The following is a 21,387-nucleotide window of genomic DNA, read 5'->3' on the forward strand; positions in this document are numbered from 1 at the left end:
CTAAATGGCCTTCTTCAACAAATCCAACAAAGCTGACATGACATCCGGATCCAGCTTGAGCTCCGGATGTTCTTCCAACTGCTGGTCGATATCTGACACCAATCCCTTGATCTCCTCCATCCTATTCTCAAGCAACTGCTTTTGTTTCAGCTCAGTTTTTAGCTCCTCTTCATTACCAATCACAAAATGTGGTCCCTCTCCTGTCAAGAGCCAGTTTATGTTGATACCCGCCTCTGCAAAATGACGTAAAGTGGAACTATTCACTTCACTCTTTGTCCCATTCTTTAGTTCAGAAATTACAGAGCGATTCGCTCCCGTTTGGCGTTGCATTTCTGAGACGTTCCCGTCATAATATTCATCCAGCAAATACTGGACATTTTCCCGGAGGATGTCTTCTTCAATTTCTTTCACTTTTTTTGTCCTTACTTAAGTGGTTGTTTTAGCCGTACTTGCACTCTCTCTTCATAGTAAATGACGCTTTCACGACATATTTATATTGTTTCGTTGTTATCGCATCACTAAATTAGCACCTGCGGTAACGGTAGTGCTTACCTACAACGCGCTTATAATACTACTAACCTACAATATTAAAAAGACAATTTTTCAGTGCATCCAGCTATAACAAAATATGATATAAACCGACTGCGGCTACACATGATCAAAGGTGAGATAATCGATCAATATGAAACATATAATGAGTTTAGGGAGACCCTCTTCCCTAACATTAAACTCAATACTTTCCGGCAGTGGTTCAAAAAACCCTACTACATTTCGGACGCTCGACTTTGCAAAATGGAGCAAGCTCTCGGCATTTCAACCCAGACATTATGTGATCGCATTACTGATGAGTTTGAGATTGCAACCGATGTTCTTTGTCAGGTAAAAGGAATCCGCCTTCCTAACTTTGAAAATCAGTTATAACCACAGATATGGCAAAGATTATCACCCGATATACCCTTGGGGATACCATCGAGTTTATCGATCCGGATGGAAACTATAAAACAGAAACCGTACGAATGATTGAAACAAAGCTGGTCGAAGGATTTGGCCTGTGGGTCATTTATGGCTTTGGGGATGATATTTATAACCCCACCCATGTTAGCGAACATCAAATTTTAATCTCTCAACAAAAGGTACATGAGCGCCGAAAAGCAGGCAATACTCCCCGATTATCCCGACACGGAAAATAACTCACAAACATCCTTTAAAAACGGAACAGATCCCTTTGAATATATTGATAGCTCAAATCATGTGGACTTCGGATGGTTCCGCAATGAGTCGGACGGCACAAGCCGGAAGATTGGTAGCTTCGACATTGAAATTCATTCTAAAATCATCCGATATAATCCTGAAACACTTAAATGGGATGAAACCCTATATGAGTGTCAGGTAAGTTGGCTGCTGCCCGATAGTCGTAGCCTTACGCAAAGCGAGCTATTTATATTGGAGCCCGTTGACCTACTCTCAAAGAAAGCATTCCAGGTACAGATTTTTAAGCATTCCTACCAGTCCGCCCGATTTAAGTCTGATGATGAGATCCTCTTCTTTATGAGTTTTCTGTGTAACCGGTGGCAGCCACAAACTGTGTATGAGTTTAATTATTACGGTTTCATCGAACACCATGGGTATAAATTCTATCTGACGCGCAATGCGTTAATCAATATTCCTAACGACCATCTTCGGGAGCCACAATATATTATCGCACCCAATGCAGATTCCGGCCTGTTCCCCATGGTAGCTGCGGACACTACCTTCTTTGTTAAACCCGGTCGAATTGAGCCCGCGCCCCAACTGGACCTTAAACGTCCTATTGATGGATTCTATACCGATGACGAGCATCATCTTTACACTGACCAAAACCTGCGATACTTCATTGATACCGTTCGGGATAAGTTTGGCGAACTCATAGCTGGACAACAGCCTGAAAAACGAGCAGAGGGTCACCTCATTTTCTCCTACATGCTCTCATTCCTATTCTTCGATGAAATTTATGATGTATTCAAACATGTGGTCTTTCTCTATTTGTATGGTGATCCCTCGACAGGTAAGGGACAGCTATCACAGATTATGCTGAACTTCTTTGGACAGTCGTTTACGGACGTGGATTCGAACCCCACCCTAAAGTCAGCAGAAAACAAGTTAGCGAACCACAGCAAGATACCAGTGATCATGGACGAGTTTGTCCCCGGAAAAGGCAAGATCACACCACAAGTGTTTAACATGTGGTACGAGTTGAGACAACGTGGCGTTAGTGCATCCCACGACCGCTCGAAGAATGCCTGGAGCCCGGTACGATCACAGCTGATGTTTATTTCCAACTACAAACCCAGCGAAGATCACTTCCGATCGCGGTGTATCATGATTGAATATGCCAAAGAAAAACGGGGAGACGTGCAAAACCTCTGGTGGTTTGAGAATCATAAGCGGGAGATGCAGCGACTTTTTATTTCTCTACTGTACAAGTTCAATGACTTTAACCGGACGCTGTTTAAAAGCGAACTTCACTGGATCAAACGCTTGCTTACCGAAGCCGTAGAGGAAGAGCTTGGCAAACGTAGCGACAAAGAAGGAACCCAATTCCAAATTAAAGACCGGCAAATCGAAAATATGGCGGCCCTTATTACGGTTGACCTATTTGTTTGCCGGCCAGGTGATGTTGAATTCGCTGAGTTTTTTACTCCTTCTCTTGATACTAAAAGTAACCGGCACGTGTCCAGTGAGGAAGATTTAAACGAACTGCAGGCCTTAATAAAAGAGAATCGCGTCAACTCTGAGATCTTTCGATATAGCGTGGAGTTTTTAGCAAATTCGGCCGAACGTGAGATTCAGCAAACCCCACTACAGCAATTTCTTTCCAGCCTCGAAATCATGAATGAAAATGGCGAACTCCCTAATCGCTATTACGGCTGGAATACCAAAGATGAGCTGGTAATATACTGGAGTGGCATTTGGGATGCCTACACCAACTATAACAAGGGACGCGACTATATTAGCCAAGATGTTATCCGGGAAGAGATAGAAGCGTTGGACCTGAACGGAAAAGCGAAAACCAATTATTACAGTTACGAGGATCCAATTAAAGGCACCGTCAAAGAAAACAGGCATGGTTACCGCATACCCAGAACGAACCTAACACCTTCGTGGCTGCGGGCTTTTGGTAAACGGGAAGAGGCCAACTTGATGATGGAACGAAATTCCCAAGAAACCACAGAATATGTTGTAGCGGAAACCGAAAGTACAGCACCTTTTTAACCAAAATAGCCTGAAATATGAGACATGCTAAGAAACTGAAATAACCATCTTATTTTCTTAGTAACTCAAATTTCGGGCCTAACAACATACCGTAAGTATATAATATATAGTTAGTTAGTAAATAATAATATAACTAAGAAATCCACTAAGAAACGACTAAGAAGTCTAAGATCGGTCTAAGATATCTAAGATGAATCTTAGCGGATTTCTTAGACAGTTAACCATCAGTTTTTATTGTACTTAACACCACCCACTAAGAAAATAAGAAAGATGATGTCTAATTTTGAAAATCCTGAAAACACCAACAATTCATCGACGGAAACCGGCTCCAACTATGAAGACTTTATGACCATCGGAGAAGCAATAAGCTATATGTGTGAGAAGCTGGGACGCATCTCCCGGACCACCTTTTACCGGTGCGGTTATCGCAAAATGATAACCGTGCGCAGTTACGGACGGAATAAAAGTACCGGGCGTGAAGCCGTTAAGTTATGCCGAAAGTCAGAAGTAGATTATATCATTCAGACCATTCAGGAGAATCCCCATGGCGAAAACCTATAACCGTATAGATGAAATGCCAATTACCAGACAAAAAGTGATAGAACCATCTATATCAGCTGAGCTTCTGGCAGCAAAAGTAGATGAAATCAACAGTCAGTACCATGATTACAACAAACTGCATCTCGCTGTAGATAAAACAGGTCAGTTACTGCAGATCAGCTATACAAATGATGAGGATATAGATGTAATCCTCACTGGTTGGCTCGATATGGAACAAGTTGGGACATACCTTGAGAACTACCAGCGTATGTTCTGCCTGGATCCCAACCATATAGATCATTTTTTCGATATGAATGAAGCTACGGCCATTATTCCCATCAGCTGGCTCCGTCCGACAAGAAAACGCCCAAAGGGAGTTGCTAATGCTTACATTTATATGCGTCAGGCATATCATGGAATAATACCCCGGCGAAAATCCATTTCTATTAGACCAAGTGAAGAAAAAGGTTTTTTTGATATCGTAGATGGAAATTCAACCTACTATGTGGCCAAACAAATTGGGATAAAATCTTTACCCGTTAACTGTTAAAATCTGCTTTTATTAAAAGTTTCTTTTCAAATGAGGGACATTTGTTGAAATGTAACTCATAAAGCAATATATATTGAAATTTTTCAAATTTCTTTATTTTTATTGTTTATAATGGTATTTTTAGATTGAAATATTTCAAATTTAATTAAGATAGTATGTCTGAGGAGATTTTTTTAGATCATATTAACAATATCCTGAAGTCATCAAGCCATGATCGTAACCTCCATGAAATCTATGACCAAAGGAAGGAAGAGCTTGATTTGTCTGATTCTCAGATAGCGAATGTCTTACAAATAGATTACAATACTTTAAAACGGATACTAAGAAAGGAAGCAAAAAAAATAGATTATTTTCTGCTTTTAAAGTTAAGTCATTTTCTAAAGATAGAGCCAAACGAACTAGCCAATATTTATCATCAAGATGATACTCACAAGGTTAGTGAATTGGGGTCAGTTAGCAAACGAACTTATCTTGTTGAAAATTTTGACCTAAAATCCTTAAAAAGTATTGGTTTCATTGATTCGATAAATGACTTTGAGTCAATCGAAAATAGGATTTTAGAGTATTTCGGCTTAGATAGACTTTCAGATTACGATAGGTTAATGACTGGGGTAATGTTTAGCAATTCTAACCAGAAACCTCAGGAAAAAATGAGGACTTTTTGGATTAAGTCCTGTTACGCCATGTTTGAAAAGATTCATAATCCTAATGAATATGACCGTAATAGCTTAAAAGAATTGATCCCTAAAATCAGACCTTATACTAAGGATTTAAAAAAAGGATTTAAAATTGTTATCCAAGCCCTGTACAACGCAGGAGTTACTGTAATTTATCAACCCTACCTAAAAAACACTCAAGTTAGAGGAGGTACTTTTATAGTTAATGGGAAACCATGCATAGTTATTACAAATTATCAAAAAAGATATCCAACCATTTGGTTTGCTCTAATACATGAGCTACACCATGTTCTTTATGACTTAGATGATATAAAAAGGAATAATACTTTTCATTTAACTGGAGAAGAACGATCAGAACTATTTCTACTACAAGAAGATAAAGCAGATGAATTTGCCCGAGAAATTCTATTCTCAGATGACAAAATGAAGTATGTCGAGCCTATGATTAATAACAAGCATATTGTGGAATCCCAAGCTGAAAAGTATAATGTACACCCATCAATAATATATGTATTCTATCAGTGGGATCATCAAGATGAGAATCCAAACATATGGGGAGCTTTTAACGATTTAATTCCAGATTCTGATGAGGCTGTAAATGACTTAAATTTAATTCCGTGGGAAAAAGAAACCATAGAACAAGGAGTTAAAGAGCTCAAAAGCAAAATTCAAACTTTCAACTAATTAGCATTATGAATAAAGAGGATTCAAATAATAAAACTGACCAAAAGCAAGAACAAGAGGTTTCAGAGGACGATTTAGAAAAAGCCTCCTTGTTTCAAGAAGCTGATAATATTAAAGGAAAACAGTTAGATATATCACCTGATGGGGATTTAATTAAGGTTGATGAAATTAACACAGCTGTAGAGAATATCGATGACCCAGAAAAGAAACACGATATTTACTATAAAGGTATTCAATCATTACTTATAGAACATCTCCCATCTGGAGACTATTACAAAGAAATGCGGGATACCATATATGAAGAAAAGAATATCCTGCTGACACGAGGACATAAATTAGATGAAAATGGTATTCGTGGGGCTGATAGCAGAATGGGGTATCTTGAGGATATGAAGATGGTTTTATCAATAGTTGCTGAATGGATTACGCAAAATGGTAGTCCTCAAGAAATCTATGATAAGTTTAGGGAAAAAAATATTGAACTTGGGTACCATGAAAACACTGAAGATTAGTCAATAACACTTAATCTAAACTACAGGAGCCCATTACATCCTTACCGGGAATTTGATCCCATTCCCGACCGTCTAATTCTCGGTCGGCTTTTGCTCTAATTCTTGAGTCCTAATATTTACCGGTTTGTTCAACATATTATAGGTCTCTGGCATAAGCACGATCTGAATAAAAATAGCTTTCCTTTTGGTAAACTAGTAGGCTTTCTAAAAGAACTATTCAAAAAATTTGGAATGAGGCTTACTTAACCCCATAGCGTTATTCCTTTTTGCTCTTTCCCCTCCCAGTCCTTAGAATGAGGTCAAACTAACGTTGGTTTATTTAACAATTACTGATGCAGATAGAGACGATTTCCCCAAGACGAGCTGTTGATAATGCGTTCCTACAAGAGTCTATTACCGAGACGGAATTCGAAACCTTTCGCCAGCGGCTGTTAAAACTATTGAACCAGGCTGACGATGCGGTGGAGGAAGGCGAATCCGAAGAGCATCTGAAAAACCTGATCAAACCCTTCTTCAGCAATACCAACTTTGAAGAAGACCACTACATCAACACCAAAGAGCGGCAGGATCTGGCCATCCATAATGGCAAAACCCGAAAGTCGAACGTGGGCGTCATCATTGAAGCCAAGCGTCCATCCAACAGCTCGGAGATGGTTACCGGGGATGACCTAAACCGTAAGGCATTTCACGAGGCTATTCTCTACTACCTTCGGGAGCGCATCGATAACGGCAACGAGGATATCAAACACATCATTATTACGGATGTGTATCACTGGTATATCTTTGATGCCCAGGATTTCGAACGTTATTTCTACGAATCTAAAAAGCTTCAAAACTGGTATGAGGAGTGGAAACAGGGACAAAAAGTAAGTTCCCGCACGCAGTTTGTCTATGATCACCTGGCGGAATTTGTGGAGGAGCTGGATGCAAACATTACAGCAGCCGAATTAGATCTGAGCAGGTACCGAAGGCTGCTGGAAAAGGACGAACTCAGCCGCGACGAGCAGAAAAAGCTGGTGCCGGTCTTTAAGCTCTTTACGCCTACGCACCTGCTCAAACAGCCCTTTGCCAGCGACAGCAACGAACTCAACAAAGCGTTTTACCGTGAGCTGCTCTATATTATGGGGCTGAAAGAATACAAGGAGAAAGGCACCCACTATATTACCCGGCTGGATGAGGAAAACCGCCAGCATGCTTCCTTAATTGAAAACACCATCACCCAGCTTAAAAGCCTGAACGTGATATCGCGACTCCCCAACCGATCGGAGTTTGGCGAAGATGAACAGGAGCAGCTATTTAATGTGGGGATCCAGCTATTGATCACCTGGATCAACCGTATCCTGTTTCTGAAGCTACTGGAATCCCAGCTCTTTAAATACCACAGGGAAGACGAGCGATTTCGATTTCTAAGCCATCGCGACATTGACGAATATGATGGATTAAATAAGCTCTTCTTCCAGGTATTGGCCGTCCCTCAGGAAGATCGCTCCGAGCGCATCAACCAACACTTTGGGCATATTCCCTACCTAAACAGCTCCCTGTTTGATGTGGCTGATATCGAGCAGGATACGATTCGCATCTCGGAGCTGGAGGACGGGCTACAAATGCCGGTGTACAGTCGCAGTAAAATTCGCAACCGTGACGGTGAGCGACTCAAAGGCGAAAAGCTGTCTGCCCTAGAATACCTGCTACGTTTTCTGGATGCCTATAACTTTAACACGGAAGGTACGGCTGAGGTCCAGAAAGAAGCCAAGACGCTTATTAACGCTTCGGTGCTGGGACGCATCTTTGAGAAGATTAACGGCTACAAGGATGGTTCGTTCTTTACTCCCGGCTATATTACCGAATACATGTGTCGGGAAACCATTCGTCGGGCGGTTGTTCAAAAGTTTAATGAAACCTACGAGAACTGGGGCTGTGAGGACATTGATGATGTAGCCGCCAAGATATCCCGCCACGAAATTCCATACGATAAGGCTAACGAAGTTGTTAATAGCATCACTATTTGTGATCCGGCCGTGGGCTCCGGACACTTTTTGGTTTCGGCTCTTAATGAATTGATAGCCATTAAAAGTGATCTTCGCATCTTTGTGGATGAGAATAACCACCGCATTCGGGATGTGGAAATCAGCGTGGACAATGATGAGCTTAGCATCTCGGTGGGACAAGATCCGTTTTTTGAATACCGTGCGCATTCGGAGTGGAAAGAAAATGGAACCATTGAACGTACGGTTGGCCCCGACACCCAGCGCCTGCAGAAAGCCCTGTTCCGGGAAAAGAATATCCTTATTGAAAACTGCCTGTTTGGGGTAGATATCAATCCCAACTCGGTCAATATCTGTCGGCTCCGGCTGTGGATTGAGCTGCTTAAGCATGCTTACTACAAGGAAAATACGGACTTTCAACAGCTCGAAGTGCTGCCCAATATTGATATCAACATCAAACAAGGTAACTCACTGGTAAGCCGCTTCGACCTAGATGCCGACCTTTCCCAGATCCTGTCTAACAACGAAGATCTGACAATTGAGGAATACAAAAAGGCCGTTCGCAGCTATAAGGAAACTGGCGACCGGGAGGACAAACGGGCACTAAAAGAACAGATTAAATCGATAAAAAATAATTTTGAAGCTGGCCTAAAGGAACAACATGAAGTACGACAAGAACTGAAAAAGCAGGAAGAGATACTAATACGTGAAGAAACTAAACTGGACCTATTTGAGGGTGAAAAGAAGAGCAAAAAGGAGCAGAAAAAGATAAAAAAGACCAAGAAGAAAATTGATAAACTGGAAGAGGAGCTCGAAGAACTTGAGAATGCCACCTTTTACGACCAAGCTTTTGAATGGCGTTTTGAGTTTCCCGAGGTACTGAACGAGGATGGTAGCTTTACCGGTTTTGATGCAGTAATTGGAAATCCTCCATATGGCACTTTATTTACTGGCAAACTGGATACATTTTTACGGGAAAAATTTAAAACCTCAGACTATCAAATTAATAGTTTTTCCATCTTCGTTGAAATATCGAAATCAATATTAAATACTAACTCGTATTGTAGCTTTATTATACCTACAAGTTGGATTGGAGCTAAATATGATCAGAGTTTCCGTGAATTTATTCTCAATGAGTTACGGATAAAAAAGGTTACTGTGTGTCCTAAAAACACATTTGAAGATGCCGTAGTTGAAACCTTAATCTTATTGTACCAGAAAGCTACTCCCGCCCAAGAGTTTGAAGTCAACCATATTACAAATACAGATGACGTAAAGAAATTTGAAACCAAGCATTTTGTTGAGGAATCGCACAAAATATTCCCTATTCATCTTTCCCCCTATGAACTACATTTAATCAAGAAAATTCAAAATAATACCAAAAGATTAAATGATATCGCAGAGGTTGTTTGGGGCGTCAAAGTATATGAGAAAGGAAAAGGAACTCCACCACAAAAACCTTCAGCTTCTAAAAACAAAATTTTTCATAGTGACAAAAAAGAAAATGATACATACCTAAAGGTAATTGGAGGGAGAGATATTGACCGATATAAAATCAATTTTAAAGATAAATATCTTAGTTATGGCCCTTGGCTAGCCGCCCCGAGGGATGAGGATTGGTTCAAAGATAGCAAAGTAATAGTTGTGAGAGAAATTACTACAGGTGGAAGAATTCAAGCTTCTATATCAGATGAGGATTTTGTTTTCACAAACTCAGTTGATGGTATAAGAATTAAAGACTCATCTGATATACCAATTGAATATTTGTTAGGCATTTTAAATTCAAAGCTCATTTCATTTTACCACAACATATCTTCATCTAATAGCCATAAAGATTCTTTCCCTAAATTACTCGTCTACGAAATAAGAGATTTACCTATCCCAGTAAATAATAATGAGAGTTACCATAAAAAGATTAAAAGTAAAGTAGAACAAATTCTCACCGCCAAAGACAAAGACCCCGAAGCCGACACCAGCGAGCTGGAAGAGGAAATAGACCAGCTTGTATATAAGCTTTATGGGTTGAGTGAGGAGGAGATTGGGATAGTAGAAGAGAGTGTTTAATTCATATCAATAAGGTATACAAAGATTATGATCAAAAGAATTCAAGAGATTAAAAGTGTTGGATGTTTTAAAGAAATGACAGCACATCCTTTACAGTTTGAACCTATTACAATTATCTACGGAGAAAATACTTATGGGAAATCTACTTTATGTGATGTGCTAAGATCATTAGCTGATGAAAATCCTGAGTATATCACAAATAGAAAAAGTATTCCTAATCCGAATAATATCAGCCAGTCTGTAGAAATTAATTTTGAACCCAATGGTGACAGTAGTGAAACTACTTATAAATTTAATGGAGGGGAATGGGATAAAACACTACCGGATGATTTACACCTGTTAGTCTTCGATACAAATTTTATATATAGAAATGTTTTTACTGGCTTAACAATTGAAAGAAACAATTATGAAAATGTCACCCAGTTTGTATTAGGAGAAGAAAGTGTTAAAAAAGCTGAAGAAATAGCAGAAATTAAGTCAAAGCTTCGAAAACAAAAGAAGGGGTTAAAAGAACTTGAATCTGAATCGTTTGAAGGGGTTCAAGATATTAAGAGATTTATAGAACTTGAGGTGCAGGAGGATTTAGAAAGTTTAGATAGACAACTTGAACAAGTTACATCAAAACTTACTAACCAGCGTGAATTAAGGGAGAACATCAAAGATATCCAATCAAGAGAAGAGCCAGGTTTTTTAAATTTAAACGCTGATTTATCTCTTTTTATAGAAGAATTCAATGCGATTTTAAAATCTTCTATTGAACAGATTCATGAAGAAGTAAAAAATAAAGTACTAACTCATATTAAAAATAAAACACAGAATTTAGATACAACTCAGTCATGGATCTTTAAAGGTTTAGATCATATCAAAGATGAAGAATGTCCTTTCTGTGGCCAAGAATTGGATGATGCTATTGAATTAATAGAACTCTACAAAAAGTTTTTTGACCTTTCTTACAAACAAAATGTCAAGGAGACCAAAAAGAAACTTAGCAATATTGAAAATGATATAAATGGTTTTCAGCTCAATAGTATTAGAGATACAATAGACAAGAATAAAGCCATTATCAATCAGTACGACGAGATAAAAAATGAAGATTTTAAAGATCTTGTAACAAAACTGGAGAAATTTAGTGAATCTTTAATTAAGAAAATCAATCACTGGGATAAGATATATCCCGAATTAAAAAAAGAGATTAAAGACAGAATACAGACTAAGCGAAATGCAATACAAGAGAAGATATCTCCATTTTCCTGTAACGATGAACTGAAGCTATTTAAAAATATAGAAAAAGATATTTCTCAGTATGAAACAGTTTTAAAAAAAATAATTGAAGGAATTCAAAATTTTAAAACTTCTCTTAATACAGAAGAAATAAGTGAAAAGATTTCTAATTATAAAACTGAACTAAGTAATATTGAATTACAAAAACGAAGAATTAATTCGAAAAATGCTTGCCAGAAATATATCGATTTAGAGCAACAGATTGATAAAACTCAATCTTTGAAAGAAAATTTAGAGGATCAATTAGAAAAGGAACAAACAGCATTTTTGGATAAATATTTTGATGATATAAATAAAATTTTCAATAAGCTTGGTAGCACAAAATTTAGCATATATAAAAAGGTTAGTAAACGGGGTGATTTACCAACTATTCAAATTAAGGCTAAATATGCGGGTAAAACTATCAAAAAGGATAAAATAAAAGCTTTTTTTAGTGAGTCTGATAAAAGAGCTCTAGCATTAGCTATTTTTTGGGCTAAAATCGAGTCCTTTACAGATGATCAAAGAAATAATACAGTTGTCGTACTTGATGATCCTGTAACTAGCTTTGATGATGGTAGGATTGAACAAAGTATACGTTTGTTCAATACAGAAAAATATAACTTGCGACAGTTAGTGATTATCTCACATTATCCCAGGTATCTTAAATCTTTTTTTGATCGACTGTACAATGATTCAGGTACCATCAAGCTATTACGATTAGAAAAAGACACAACTGGATCAAAATTAGTTGAAGCCAATAGGGCAGATTTTATCGAAACTCCCCATCAAAAAATGTTGCGCCGAATTAATGGATTTGTTGAAAGAAAACATACAGAAGATATTGAAAAAGATTTAAGAGTGTATCTCGAAAATGAACTGCGATCAAGATACCGTAAACAAATTCTCGAGTTGTCGTTAAAAAATGAACAATTTGGTAATCTAATTAATGAGTTAAATACTAATGGTATAATCAAGGATCCAATTGCTAAAGAACTCCATGAATTGAGAAAGTCACTTAATCCCTCTCACCATAAAATTAGAGACAGATCAGATGAAGATATGATCCTACTTGCGAGAGATGTTTTGGATTTTATTTACAATAAAATGTGATTGTATAATTATATCTACCATAAAAATCCATGGTATATAATTTCAGTTTACAAACAAAAATCTTCTCCAAAAACACATCAAACACAACTAAGAAGAAACAACTCAATCCCGACTAGTTCCAGGAAGATTGGTCCGAGCGTAAGATTTACTCTAAATGAGCAAACTTAAAAAAACAGATGTTGAATTTTATTCTGGGTATAATCCCAACCTTATGGGATTAGTTGATCCAATCAGGGAGGGTTATTATAGAGTAGGTGATGTTAAAGTCCCTGGGAATGCTCCCAAAGACTTTATCAGAATTTATGAATATGGAGAAGCCCGAAAAGACAGTCCCCTGAAGTGGCCTACCTATATTGCAAAAGTAGGTCACAAGTGGTATCCCAATGAATCTATAACTGAACAGTTCATGACGCGAGTTGGTCAGGAATTGGGTTTCAAAGTAGCAGATTCAAAGCTGATGCTGGCGAAAGGTCAGTTGCGTTTTCTTTCTAAGTATTTCCTCAATGCTGAAGATGAACAGTTAGTTCACGGTTCTGAAATATTTTCGGCTCATTTTGAAGATGAGGAGTTTGTTCAACAAGTTGATGAGGCCGAGAAAACAAAAGAACTTTTTACATTTCAGTCGATAAAAGACGCAATAACGGATGTTTATCCTGATTCTTCAGAAAACATTTTAAAGGATTTTGTAAAGATGCTGTTTTTTGATGCGGTGGTTGGAAATAATGACCGGCATTTTGAAAACTGGGGTGTCATTGAAAGTATTAAAGAAGATGCTGAGCCCAGGTTTTCTCCTATATATGATACTGCAAGGGGTTTGTTTTGGAATTATCCGGAGTCGAACCTTGATGCTTATCTCGATCATGAAAGCAAATTAGAGTCATATATTAATGGGTCAATGCCAACGACAGGATGGGATAAAAAGGGAGTATTGAATCATTTTGGGTTACTTGAACATGTGATTTATAACTCCTCAGAATATTGTGATTTTATACTTGCATTTGATTTCAATCAAGCGATAAGTGATATTAAAGTTGTACTAAATGACGAGTTTAAAGAATTTTTTAGTGCTAAAAGACGTTGTTTAATTGAGAAATGCTTAATTAAACGAGTTAACCGGATTAAGAGCTTACTCCCATAATATGCTTGAAAAAGCAAAAAATAAGTTATTTAAATATCTCAATCAGCATTCTGAGGGGCATGAAGATCTTGAAACACCTTCAGGTATCAAAGCTGAGTTTGAGTTAAAGTATAAATCCCTTACTGTCGGTTATTTAGAACTGAAAGATGGGATTTGGAAGTTTTCCTATTCTGATGAATTTAAAGAGCAGGATGAACTGCGTCCGATTGTACAGTTCCCGGATACCAACAAAGTGTATGAAAATGAGGAGCTTTGGCCTTTCTTTACTATCCGCATACCTGGTTTAAACCAACCTGAAATAGAGAATATTCTGGAATCTGAGAATATCGATCGATCAAATGAGGTTGAATTATTGAAGCGCTTTGGAGAAAAAACCATTTCTAACCCTTACGAACTTGTTGGTGCTGCCTAAAATTGTCTCCACAAAATTGTATTAAGATTTACAGTCTTCACGAGTTCTAGGGAGATTTAACAATCGTTAAAGCTTATCCCAATTCATAAGAAGTAACAACTAGTTCATAAGAAGTAACAACTAGGATATTAAGCCCACAACTTGAAGTTTTCTCCTTCAAAAAGATATTAATAAAGCTTATTAACACTCCTAATATGTCAAGTAAACAACGTAAAAAACTTGACATATCTAACGATTAAATGCTATATTGATACAAGCTGTTAAAAGGCCATTAGCATAACACCTAGCATTATGAGTACGGCACAAAGAATTAAAGACAAAGTTTCTTCCTTTGACGAAGGAACGACATTTAAATATGATCAGCTCAGCATAAAAAATAGCGAGTACGGGGCTGCTACCAAGGCCATCGAACGGATGATATCCAAGGGTACCGTCAAAAGGATTTCCAAAGGCCTGTTTTACAAGCCCAAGAAGTCAGTTTTTGGCGATTTAAAGCCTAATGAAGAGCAGCTGCTTAAACCCTATATGTACGAAGGTGACAATCGTATTGCCTATATCACCGGCTTGTCCTTGTACAATCGAATGGGGCTTACGACGCAGGTCCCCAAAACAGTTACCCTTGCCTGTAACAAAAAGAGAATCAATACAGAGATCGATAACCTGAAGATAAAATCGGTCAAAAGTTATGTGGATCCCACTGACGAGAACATCTGTTTCCTTGAGATCCTGGATGCTATAAAGGATTTCAAGAAAATCCCAGACCTGGATATCGATAATGCTATCGAGCAACTGCAAAGCCGCATTCGTGATTTGAGTAATACCGACAGAAATAAGCTGATTACCTATGCCCTGCAATATCCTCCCCGCGTACGTGCGCTGTTGGGTGCCTTGCTTACCGACCAGGAATTCAACAGTGCTTTCCCAAAATTGAAGAATAGCTTAAATCCGTTATCGAGTTATGAGTTCGGGAGTCTTGGCAGTAGCTTATCCACAGCCCAAAACTGGAATATTGTTTAGATGAACCTACACGAAGATGCCGAAATATTTCGGGATGCCATAAGGGCTACCGCTGACCAGAAGAATATTCGGGAAATCTATATTGAGAAAGACTACTGGGTAACCTATGCCCTTCACGCGATCTTTCATTCTGATATGAAAGACGTTGCCGTATTTAAGGGAGGCACCTCGCTCTCCAAATGCTACCAGGCGATCAACCGGTTTTCGGAGGATATAGATCTTGTGGTGTTAGAAGATCCCGACCTATCCAACAACCAAATGGACAAAAGAGTCCGGGACGTCAGCAAAGTGGTTAACGATACAGACTTAGAGGAAGTAGAATTACCGGGGATTACCATGAAACGTGGGAAAAATAGAAAAGTAGCCTACGAGTATGCGAAACATGGATATGACCAAACCTATGGCCAGGTTCGCGATAAAATCATTGTAGAGGTATCAAGGCTGGGACATTTTGAGCCTCATGAAGAGGTAGAGATTCATTCTTTTATCGCCGACATGATGAAAGCAAGAGGTCAGGAAGAGCTAGTTGAAAAATATGGATTAGCCCCCTTCCCTTTGAAAGTACTAACAATAGAACGGACCTTTTGCGAAAAAATAATGTCCCTGGTCCGCTTCTCACATGCCGAAAACCCATATGAGTATCTCGGAAATAAAGTCCGCCATACCTACGATATTCACATGCTCTTAAAGCAACCCGCAATTCAAGAATTCTTCGAAAGCAATAAGCTGGATGAAATGCTGCTCCAAGTTGGAGCCGACGATATCGAAAGCTATAGCGACCAGTACGATTGGCTATACGAGCATCCTGCCTCAGCTCTGCTTTTTGACAAACCCGAAGAGACCTGGGATAAGATCAAGTCCGTTTATAACGGTACTTTTAAGGAGTTGGTTATTGGCGATCTTCCAGAAGATGATGCTGTACTGAGAGATATTAAAAGGGTTGCCAAGCGCCTTAAATCTATCGATTGGGATCTTGGAGAGGTACTGTAATTAATTAGACAAACCAACTTACTCAGTATTTCCTATTCCAAAATACTTGCTGAAAAACTCTTTTGAACGCCTCTCCCCTTCTTCTGTTACTACGACTGATTTATTCTTGTTTTTGGGATCGCCGATATATCCTTTCTCATGGAGCCGATCCAGGTGTTCCCAGCTATGTCCCTTCCAAGCCCGAGTCCCAGGACTTTCATTAAATGTCGTTAGCCACAATAAGGCAAGTACTACTTCATCAACTTTCTCTTTGTCGTATTCCATAGCTTTTGTAGTTAATTAATGAAATAACAGCTTTCTGTTCTCATTTGATGTATAGAAAATAATGAAGTTTTCTGTTATAGTGATCAGTTCTAATCTATATGTGTTAGCTAGGTCACTCCGGCGGGTTCAGTAGCGTATTATACCACCGTAGTTGTAATCTAAAGGCGGGTTAGGTGGCTTACTTTTTAAACGTTTTAAATTCTTCGAGTTTATTAACAGGATCATGAACAAAATAGGTATAACGAAGTTGCCAGTGATCAGTTGAATCCTTTCTGAAAAAGAATGTGTAAGAACCTGTTGTTGGATTTCCTTTCACATTTATTGTAAAACGTCCAATATGATATGCTTCGCCATTTTCTTGATAAGAATATAGGGCATAGACTTCCAGTCCGTCCGTTTGTTCCATTTTGTTAATACTATCATTTAAAACAGCTTCTTTACCCTTCAACATGCTATGGCTACCATCAGCTGAACTAGCTACATCGTCAGAATAAAAGCTTTTGAGTGCCTGAGCATCGTCGGAATTCCATATATGTACCCACTTGTCCATCAGAGAATCTGCAACTGTTGAGGACGGTGTTTGTGCTATCGAGGGCTGTGAGAAAAGGACAAGGAGTACTAATAATGTAAGAAAACGCATAATATATTCTCTTTGATGAAAGTTATCGTTGAAGCCACCTAACGTTCTGGCGGATAAGTGGTGCACGTACTGTTGTTAAATCAATTTTCAGTTTACTATTTAGCAAAAAGAAAACAAAACGAGCAAGAGAGGGCGAGGTGCTTCCCCTTAATACGCGAGTTAGGCCGCTTTTCATAATGATATGGGATTAAATTATTGAGTTTATGATTGGATACATATTTTCTATCAACCATTCAGATGAAGTAAGCCACCAATCTGATTCAGCAGCCCATAAAAAACGAGTAAGTTTGAAAAATAAAAATCCAAGTCCTATCCAATAGACCTTATGGATACGTCCTTGTTTCCAGCGGTCATAGCCCATTGCAATAAAAACTGGGGAAAGGCTCACCAAAACTAAAACCAAAAAACCTTCAGGCATTCCTATTTCTCTTGCAATTCGAGCAACAGGAGCTTCCATGAGTGATGCGGTAGCCAATACCATGAAGCGTTTATGCATAGCAGCTTTTTTTCGGTATAGAATAGCAGCAGCAAGAAGAATAGCGAATGCTAACAAATCGCCGAGAGAAGCTATTAGTGGGACAGCATAATTTTGGACCTCATGTTCTTCTCCTATACCAGGAGAAATAACAGCAAAGGTAACGATAAACCCAAGTATCAGAAGGAGAATACCCCAAGGTATTCCAAAATAACTACCAATCTGTCGATGAAAATTGATTTTATCTTTGGAAGCGAGAATTGCCTGCCCAAGAAAAAGAACCAGCCAAGAACCAAAGACAACGACATGAACATGAATTAACCAATGAGCATCCAGTGAACCAAATAAGAAAGGGCCAAAATAATTGTTCCAAAAACCAATAATGGCGATTGCTATCATAAATAGGGCTAAACCCATATAAAAATAGCTATCTACTATTGGCTGGGAATCTTTATCTATAATACTGCCCACCCTTTGTGAAGTTTGAGTATCCATAACCACCCCATTATTTACTTTTGATCTTGATGACGTATGTTTTCACAAAAACATTAAAAACTAATCAAATTTTCTTAAAGGGAGCCAGAAATGCAAATTAAGAGCCCTTACGCATAAGGTGCCTTTAGATTATCGGTAGTAAAATAATCATATCTTGGAATAATCGAAGAGCAACTGGGAGCTGCCGGGGTGACCTAGATAAGGGGCTAGCTTTACGGGCTAGCGCGCGTATGAGTCCCCGGCAGTTTTCCGACCAAAGTGCACTAGTTAGAATGTAAGCTCCAAGGGAGCTAGTAAAGGTAATAGTGGTTGGTCGTAATCCCAGTTTAACATTCACTACATAATATAGGAGAAACCGTGATGGAAGGGAACTATTGGATTGGGATTGACATATCGAAACGGCAGCTGGATTGGCAAGTGAACAAGGTTCAGAATACACCATTAGCCGCCGGAAACGTTCAAAATAGTCCTTGCGGGATTACCAAGTTGCTGGACCAATGGTCTCGTCAGGGTATATGCCTGGAAGAGACGATCATTTGTTTTGAGCATACCGGTCCCTATGGATTGCTGTTGGCGGCGATGCTCGAAGAGGCCGGGGTTCGGTACGTGATGGTGGCCGCCGCCCAGGTTCAGCGCTCCCTTGGTATCCGCCGAGGAAAGTCGGACCCCATTGATGCCCGGCGGCTGGCCGAATACGTCTGGCGCTTTCGGGATCGCCTGCAGCCTAGCCGGCTTCCTTCAAAAGCGTTGCTAGAGCTACGTGGATGGCTGCTGTGGCGGGAGAAGCTCATAAAAATGCGAACAGGGTTAACCAATGGCATCAAAGCAAATATCCTTACCAGCCAAGTAGCAGATCTCGGCGAAATAAACGATCAAATGCAAGCCCACCACGAGGGGTTGACCGAGCAACTGAAGTTGGTTGATCGGAAGATTCGGGGTCTGCTTCGCCGGTACAATACCACCAGCGGTCAATATGATCTGTTGGTAAGTATCCCGGGCATCGGACCTGTAATTGCCGGTTGGCTGCTGGTATATACGGAAGGGTTTACCCGGTTTGCCAACGCCCGCCAGCTGGCCTGTTTTGCCGGCAGTGCTCCATTTCCTAACCAATCCGGCAACATCAAGAATCCCGACCGGGTCAGCGAGTGGCGTTGCGTACGACTAAAGACCCTGCTGCTCAATGGGGTACATTCGGCTATCCAGTATGACCCGGAGCTGCGAGCCTACTACCAACGTAAATGTGAGGAGGGGAAACATCCGAAGAGCGTAAAGAATGCCGTGGTTTGTAAGCTGTTGTATCGGGTCTTTGCGGTCATTAATCGTGGGACGCCTTATGTGAAATTATATGAGCACAAGACTACAACAATAGCTTGACTTAGTCTTAGAATACGTGCGCTAACATGTTGAAATTGTTTTAAAATGTACTTTGGAAACTGACGAAATCGAAACCGGCAGCCAACGGCGAGGCACGTCCCACTTAATGCGTATTCTAAGACTAAGTCAACTCATTTTATTGCCTCATGTTGATGTATCTTTACGTACGGAGTACCTCGATCAATAACGGCAAAGACCCGATACAGTAACTTACAGATGACGGCATTTCTCACGCTTTGGGGATGTTTTCCTTCGGCGCATTTGCGTTTGTAATACCCTCTCAGCTCCGGGTCATATTGGATGGCTGAGTGTACGCCATTCCCTAATAGTGATTTTAGTCGTTGGCATCTCCACCGGCTGACTCGGTCGGGACTCTTGTGTTGGCCCGATTGCTTGGGAAACGGGGCACTGCCGGCAAAACAGGCCAGTTGCCGCCCATTGGCAAACCGGGTAAATCCTTCCGTATAGACCAGCAGCCAACCGGCAATGATTGGACCAATGCCGGGAATGCTTACCAGTAGATCATATTGGCCTTCGGTGGTATTGTACCTGCGGAGGAGCCCATTAATGGTGCGATCGACTTGTTTTAGCAGGATTGTTAGTTGATCATGTTGCGCCTGCATCTGATTGTTAATTTCGCCCAAATCTGCTACTTGACTCGTTAGGGTATTTGCTTTGATGCCATTGGTAAGGGCCGTTCGCATTTTTACCAGCTTTTCACGCCATAGCAGCCATCCCCGCAATTCCAATAACGCCTTGGATGGCAGCCGACTGGGAGACAATCGGTCCCGGAAACGCCACAGATACTCAGCCAGGCGCCGGGCGTCAATGGGGTCTGACTTTCCCCGACGGATTCCCAACGAAAGCTGAACCTGAGCGGCCGAAACCATGACATAACAAACCCCGGACTGCTCTAAGAGCGTAGCCAATAACAGTCCGTACGGCCCGGTATGCTCAAAGCAGACGATGAGCTCGTCTAAACAAATCTTCCTTCGCTTCCATCGGGCTACCATCTTTTGGATTCCTTTTGGGGTGTTTGCAGCCTGACCGGTTGTGAGTGCAGTATTTTGGGCATCATTTACGTGCCAATCCAACCGATGTTTCCCAATATCAATACCTACATAATAGCTGGCTTCCATGAGATTTTCTCCTATATTTATTAGTGAATGACTACCGCTCACTGGATAGGACCAGCCACTATTACCTTTATGAGCTCGTTGGGCTTACATTCTAACTAGTGCCTTCTGGTCTGGAACCTGCCGGGGACTCATACGCATGATAGCTCGAAAGCTAGCGGGTTAGCTAGGTCACCCCGGCGGGTCCAGTGGCGGATATACCGCCAAAGTACGTCATTTTTGGATAGGAGTAATCTAAAGGCGGGTTAGGTTTACGTCAATAAAACTAATTTTCTGAATGCGTGTTATTAAATTTCTCATTTAACTTTTCAGCTATTTCTTCGGATGACAAACCATCAAATTGCATATTTACAATTTTTTTATTGAATTTTTTCCAAACAAATAAGGCTTTGTCTGAGCTCCATCCGTAATTTGTAGTTAACTCTTGTTCGATTTCCTGAAATAATTTTTTTCCTTTATTTCCAATTTTAATCCACCAAAAAATTACTATACCAACTAAAAGTATTAGGAAGAATAATTCCATAATGGATTTTGAAATTTCAGTTACAAGAAGTTGTATAGTTTTTCGGCTATTTTTTCTGGATCTGTATTATTTTTGTGCAAATCAACAACGAAACGTTGGTTTCGATCAAATAAAGCTATAGCCTCAACTCTATTTAAATCGTATTTATTTGTTAGAATAAAAATAACTTTGTCTTTAATAACATATGCTTCTCTAGCACCTTTAAACCACCATATTATAAAGAGTGCAATAAGACCAAGAATAATAGTAGTTGTGGACATGATAATTGATATTCAAAAGATTGAAG

At 39.6% G+C, this 21,387-nt stretch carries 21 protein-coding genes; 14 read left to right on the top strand and 7 right to left on the bottom strand.

Going from position 1 to position 21,387, the window contains the following annotated elements:
- Positions 1–411: a hypothetical protein gene (locus tag ACQ76V_RS07430; RefSeq protein ID WP_095606348.1), complete on the bottom strand. Its 411-nt coding sequence runs from the start codon at positions 409–411 to the stop codon at positions 1–3.
- A 243-nt stretch (positions 412–654) separates the two neighbouring features.
- Between ACQ76V_RS07430 and ACQ76V_RS07435 the strand changes: the two genes are divergently transcribed.
- The 13 genes from ACQ76V_RS07435 (at position 655) to ACQ76V_RS07495 (ending at position 16,194) form a co-directional block, all read left to right on the top strand.
- A complete protein-coding gene (locus ACQ76V_RS07435; protein WP_440999856.1) occupies positions 655–921 on the top strand; it encodes a hypothetical protein in 267 nt (88 codons plus the stop codon).
- An 8-nt stretch (positions 922–929) separates the two neighbouring features.
- Positions 930–1,190: a hypothetical protein gene (locus ACQ76V_RS07440; protein ID WP_440999857.1), complete on the top strand. Its 261-nt coding sequence runs from the start codon at positions 930–932 to the stop codon at positions 1,188–1,190.
- Positions 1,138–3,252: a hypothetical protein gene (locus ACQ76V_RS07445; RefSeq protein WP_440999858.1), complete on the top strand. Its 2,115-nt coding sequence runs from the start codon at positions 1,138–1,140 to the stop codon at positions 3,250–3,252. Before ACQ76V_RS07440 ends, ACQ76V_RS07445 begins: the two co-directional genes overlap by 53 nt.
- A 270-nt stretch (positions 3,253–3,522) precedes the next feature.
- Positions 3,523–3,813: a hypothetical protein gene (locus tag ACQ76V_RS07450; RefSeq protein WP_141239904.1), complete on the top strand. Its 291-nt coding sequence runs from the start codon at positions 3,523–3,525 to the stop codon at positions 3,811–3,813.
- Positions 3,797–4,342: a hypothetical protein gene (locus tag ACQ76V_RS07455; RefSeq protein WP_440999859.1), complete on the top strand. Its 546-nt coding sequence runs from the start codon at positions 3,797–3,799 to the stop codon at positions 4,340–4,342. Before ACQ76V_RS07450 ends, ACQ76V_RS07455 begins: the two co-directional genes overlap by 17 nt.
- A 155-nt stretch (positions 4,343–4,497) precedes the next feature.
- Positions 4,498–5,703 carry an ImmA/IrrE family metallo-endopeptidase gene (locus ACQ76V_RS07460; protein WP_440999860.1) on the top strand — a complete coding sequence of 402 codons (1,206 nt, stop codon included), beginning with the start codon at positions 4,498–4,500 and terminating at the stop codon, positions 5,701–5,703.
- Positions 5,704–5,711: 8 nt separating this feature from the next.
- Complete coding sequence (locus tag ACQ76V_RS07465; protein ID WP_342521028.1) at positions 5,712–6,215, top strand: hypothetical protein; 504 nt, start codon at positions 5,712–5,714, stop codon at positions 6,213–6,215.
- A 332-nt stretch (positions 6,216–6,547) separates the two neighbouring features.
- Positions 6,548–10,264, top strand: a complete 3,717-nt coding sequence (locus tag ACQ76V_RS07470; protein WP_440999861.1) for a type IIG restriction enzyme/methyltransferase — start codon at positions 6,548–6,550, stop codon at positions 10,262–10,264.
- 27 nt (positions 10,265–10,291) lie between these two features.
- Positions 10,292–12,637: an AAA family ATPase gene (locus ACQ76V_RS07475; protein WP_440999862.1), complete on the top strand. Its 2,346-nt coding sequence runs from the start codon at positions 10,292–10,294 to the stop codon at positions 12,635–12,637.
- 154 nt (positions 12,638–12,791) lie between these two features.
- Entirely contained in the window at positions 12,792–13,775 is a 984-nt protein-coding gene (locus ACQ76V_RS07480; protein ID WP_440999863.1) for a HipA domain-containing protein, read from the top strand.
- Position 13,776: 1 nt separating this feature from the next.
- Complete coding sequence (locus tag ACQ76V_RS07485; protein WP_440999864.1) at positions 13,777–14,187, top strand: HipA N-terminal domain-containing protein; 411 nt, start codon at positions 13,777–13,779, stop codon at positions 14,185–14,187.
- Positions 14,188–14,478: 291 nt separating this feature from the next.
- Positions 14,479–15,204: a type IV toxin-antitoxin system AbiEi family antitoxin domain-containing protein gene (locus tag ACQ76V_RS07490; RefSeq protein ID WP_440999865.1), complete on the top strand. Its 726-nt coding sequence runs from the start codon at positions 14,479–14,481 to the stop codon at positions 15,202–15,204.
- Positions 15,205–16,194, top strand: a complete 990-nt coding sequence (locus ACQ76V_RS07495; RefSeq protein WP_440999866.1) for a nucleotidyl transferase AbiEii/AbiGii toxin family protein — start codon at positions 15,205–15,207, stop codon at positions 16,192–16,194.
- Between the two features lie 18 nt (positions 16,195–16,212).
- Here ACQ76V_RS07495 and ACQ76V_RS07500 read toward each other — a convergent pair whose 3' ends face one another.
- The 3 genes from ACQ76V_RS07500 to ACQ76V_RS07510 all read right to left on the bottom strand — a co-directional run bounded on the left by ACQ76V_RS07500 (position 16,213) and on the right by ACQ76V_RS07510 (position 18,068).
- Positions 16,213–16,458, bottom strand: a complete 246-nt coding sequence (locus ACQ76V_RS07500; protein ID WP_440999867.1) for a DUF6429 family protein — start codon at positions 16,456–16,458, stop codon at positions 16,213–16,215.
- Positions 16,459–16,636: 178 nt separating this feature from the next.
- A complete protein-coding gene (locus tag ACQ76V_RS07505; RefSeq protein WP_440999868.1) occupies positions 16,637–17,098 on the bottom strand; it encodes a YybH family protein in 462 nt (153 codons plus the stop codon).
- Between the two features lie 187 nt (positions 17,099–17,285).
- Positions 17,286–18,068, bottom strand: a complete 783-nt coding sequence (locus tag ACQ76V_RS07510; protein WP_440999869.1) for a hypothetical protein — start codon at positions 18,066–18,068, stop codon at positions 17,286–17,288.
- 360 nt (positions 18,069–18,428) lie between these two features.
- Here ACQ76V_RS07510 and ACQ76V_RS07515 point away from each other — a divergent pair, with 360 nt between their 5' ends.
- Positions 18,429–19,442: an IS110 family transposase gene (locus ACQ76V_RS07515; protein WP_440999870.1), complete on the top strand. Its 1,014-nt coding sequence runs from the start codon at positions 18,429–18,431 to the stop codon at positions 19,440–19,442.
- Positions 19,443–19,573: 131 nt separating this feature from the next.
- Here the strand turns inward: ACQ76V_RS07515 and ACQ76V_RS07520 are convergent, their stop codons facing one another.
- The 3 genes from ACQ76V_RS07520 to ACQ76V_RS07530 form a co-directional block, all read right to left on the bottom strand.
- Positions 19,574–20,581: an IS110 family transposase gene (locus ACQ76V_RS07520; RefSeq protein ID WP_440999871.1), complete on the bottom strand. Its 1,008-nt coding sequence runs from the start codon at positions 20,579–20,581 to the stop codon at positions 19,574–19,576.
- Between the two features lie 262 nt (positions 20,582–20,843).
- Positions 20,844–21,101: a hypothetical protein gene (locus ACQ76V_RS07525; RefSeq protein WP_440999872.1), complete on the bottom strand. Its 258-nt coding sequence runs from the start codon at positions 21,099–21,101 to the stop codon at positions 20,844–20,846.
- Between the two features lie 20 nt (positions 21,102–21,121).
- Positions 21,122–21,361, bottom strand: coding sequence for a hypothetical protein (locus ACQ76V_RS07530; protein WP_440999873.1), 240 nt, complete (start codon positions 21,359–21,361; stop codon positions 21,122–21,124).
- Positions 21,362–21,387: the final 26 nt, after the last annotated feature.

Origin of the sequence: Fodinibius sp. SL11, from assembly GCF_052060035.1 — a bacterium.
GTDB lineage: Bacteria > Bacteroidota > Rhodothermia > Balneolales > Balneolaceae > Fodinibius.

Coding starts and splice junctions, on each gene's coding strand:
- ACQ76V_RS07465 (WP_342521028.1), top strand. CDS start 5,712: ATGAATAAAGAGGATTCAAATAATAAAACTGACCAAAAGCAAGAACAA.
- ACQ76V_RS07515 (WP_440999870.1), top strand. CDS start 18,429: ATGGAAGGGAACTATTGGATTGGGATTGACATATCGAAACGGCAGCTG.
- ACQ76V_RS07505 (WP_440999868.1), bottom strand. CDS start 17,098: ATGCGTTTTCTTACATTATTAGTACTCCTTGTCCTTTTCTCACAGCCC.
- ACQ76V_RS07520 (WP_440999871.1), bottom strand. CDS start 20,581: ATGGAAGCCAGCTATTATGTAGGTATTGATATTGGGAAACATCGGTTG.
- ACQ76V_RS07530 (WP_440999873.1), bottom strand. CDS start 21,361: ATGTCCACAACTACTATTATTCTTGGTCTTATTGCACTCTTTATAATA.
- ACQ76V_RS07510 (WP_440999869.1), bottom strand. CDS start 18,068: ATGGATACTCAAACTTCACAAAGGGTGGGCAGTATTATAGATAAAGAT.
- ACQ76V_RS07525 (WP_440999872.1), bottom strand. CDS start 21,101: ATGGAATTATTCTTCCTAATACTTTTAGTTGGTATAGTAATTTTTTGG.
- ACQ76V_RS07470 (WP_440999861.1), top strand. CDS start 6,548: ATGCAGATAGAGACGATTTCCCCAAGACGAGCTGTTGATAATGCGTTC.
- ACQ76V_RS07500 (WP_440999867.1), bottom strand. CDS start 16,458: ATGGAATACGACAAAGAGAAAGTTGATGAAGTAGTACTTGCCTTATTG.
- ACQ76V_RS07475 (WP_440999862.1), top strand. CDS start 10,292: ATGATCAAAAGAATTCAAGAGATTAAAAGTGTTGGATGTTTTAAAGAA.
- ACQ76V_RS07480 (WP_440999863.1), top strand. CDS start 12,792: ATGAGCAAACTTAAAAAAACAGATGTTGAATTTTATTCTGGGTATAAT.
- ACQ76V_RS07490 (WP_440999865.1), top strand. CDS start 14,479: ATGAGTACGGCACAAAGAATTAAAGACAAAGTTTCTTCCTTTGACGAA.
- ACQ76V_RS07445 (WP_440999858.1), top strand. CDS start 1,138: ATGAGCGCCGAAAAGCAGGCAATACTCCCCGATTATCCCGACACGGAA.
- ACQ76V_RS07440 (WP_440999857.1), top strand. CDS start 930: ATGGCAAAGATTATCACCCGATATACCCTTGGGGATACCATCGAGTTT.
- ACQ76V_RS07455 (WP_440999859.1), top strand. CDS start 3,797: ATGGCGAAAACCTATAACCGTATAGATGAAATGCCAATTACCAGACAA.
- ACQ76V_RS07460 (WP_440999860.1), top strand. CDS start 4,498: ATGTCTGAGGAGATTTTTTTAGATCATATTAACAATATCCTGAAGTCA.
- ACQ76V_RS07450 (WP_141239904.1), top strand. CDS start 3,523: ATGATGTCTAATTTTGAAAATCCTGAAAACACCAACAATTCATCGACG.
- ACQ76V_RS07485 (WP_440999864.1), top strand. CDS start 13,777: ATGCTTGAAAAAGCAAAAAATAAGTTATTTAAATATCTCAATCAGCAT.
- ACQ76V_RS07435 (WP_440999856.1), top strand. CDS start 655: ATGATCAAAGGTGAGATAATCGATCAATATGAAACATATAATGAGTTT.
- ACQ76V_RS07495 (WP_440999866.1), top strand. CDS start 15,205: ATGAACCTACACGAAGATGCCGAAATATTTCGGGATGCCATAAGGGCT.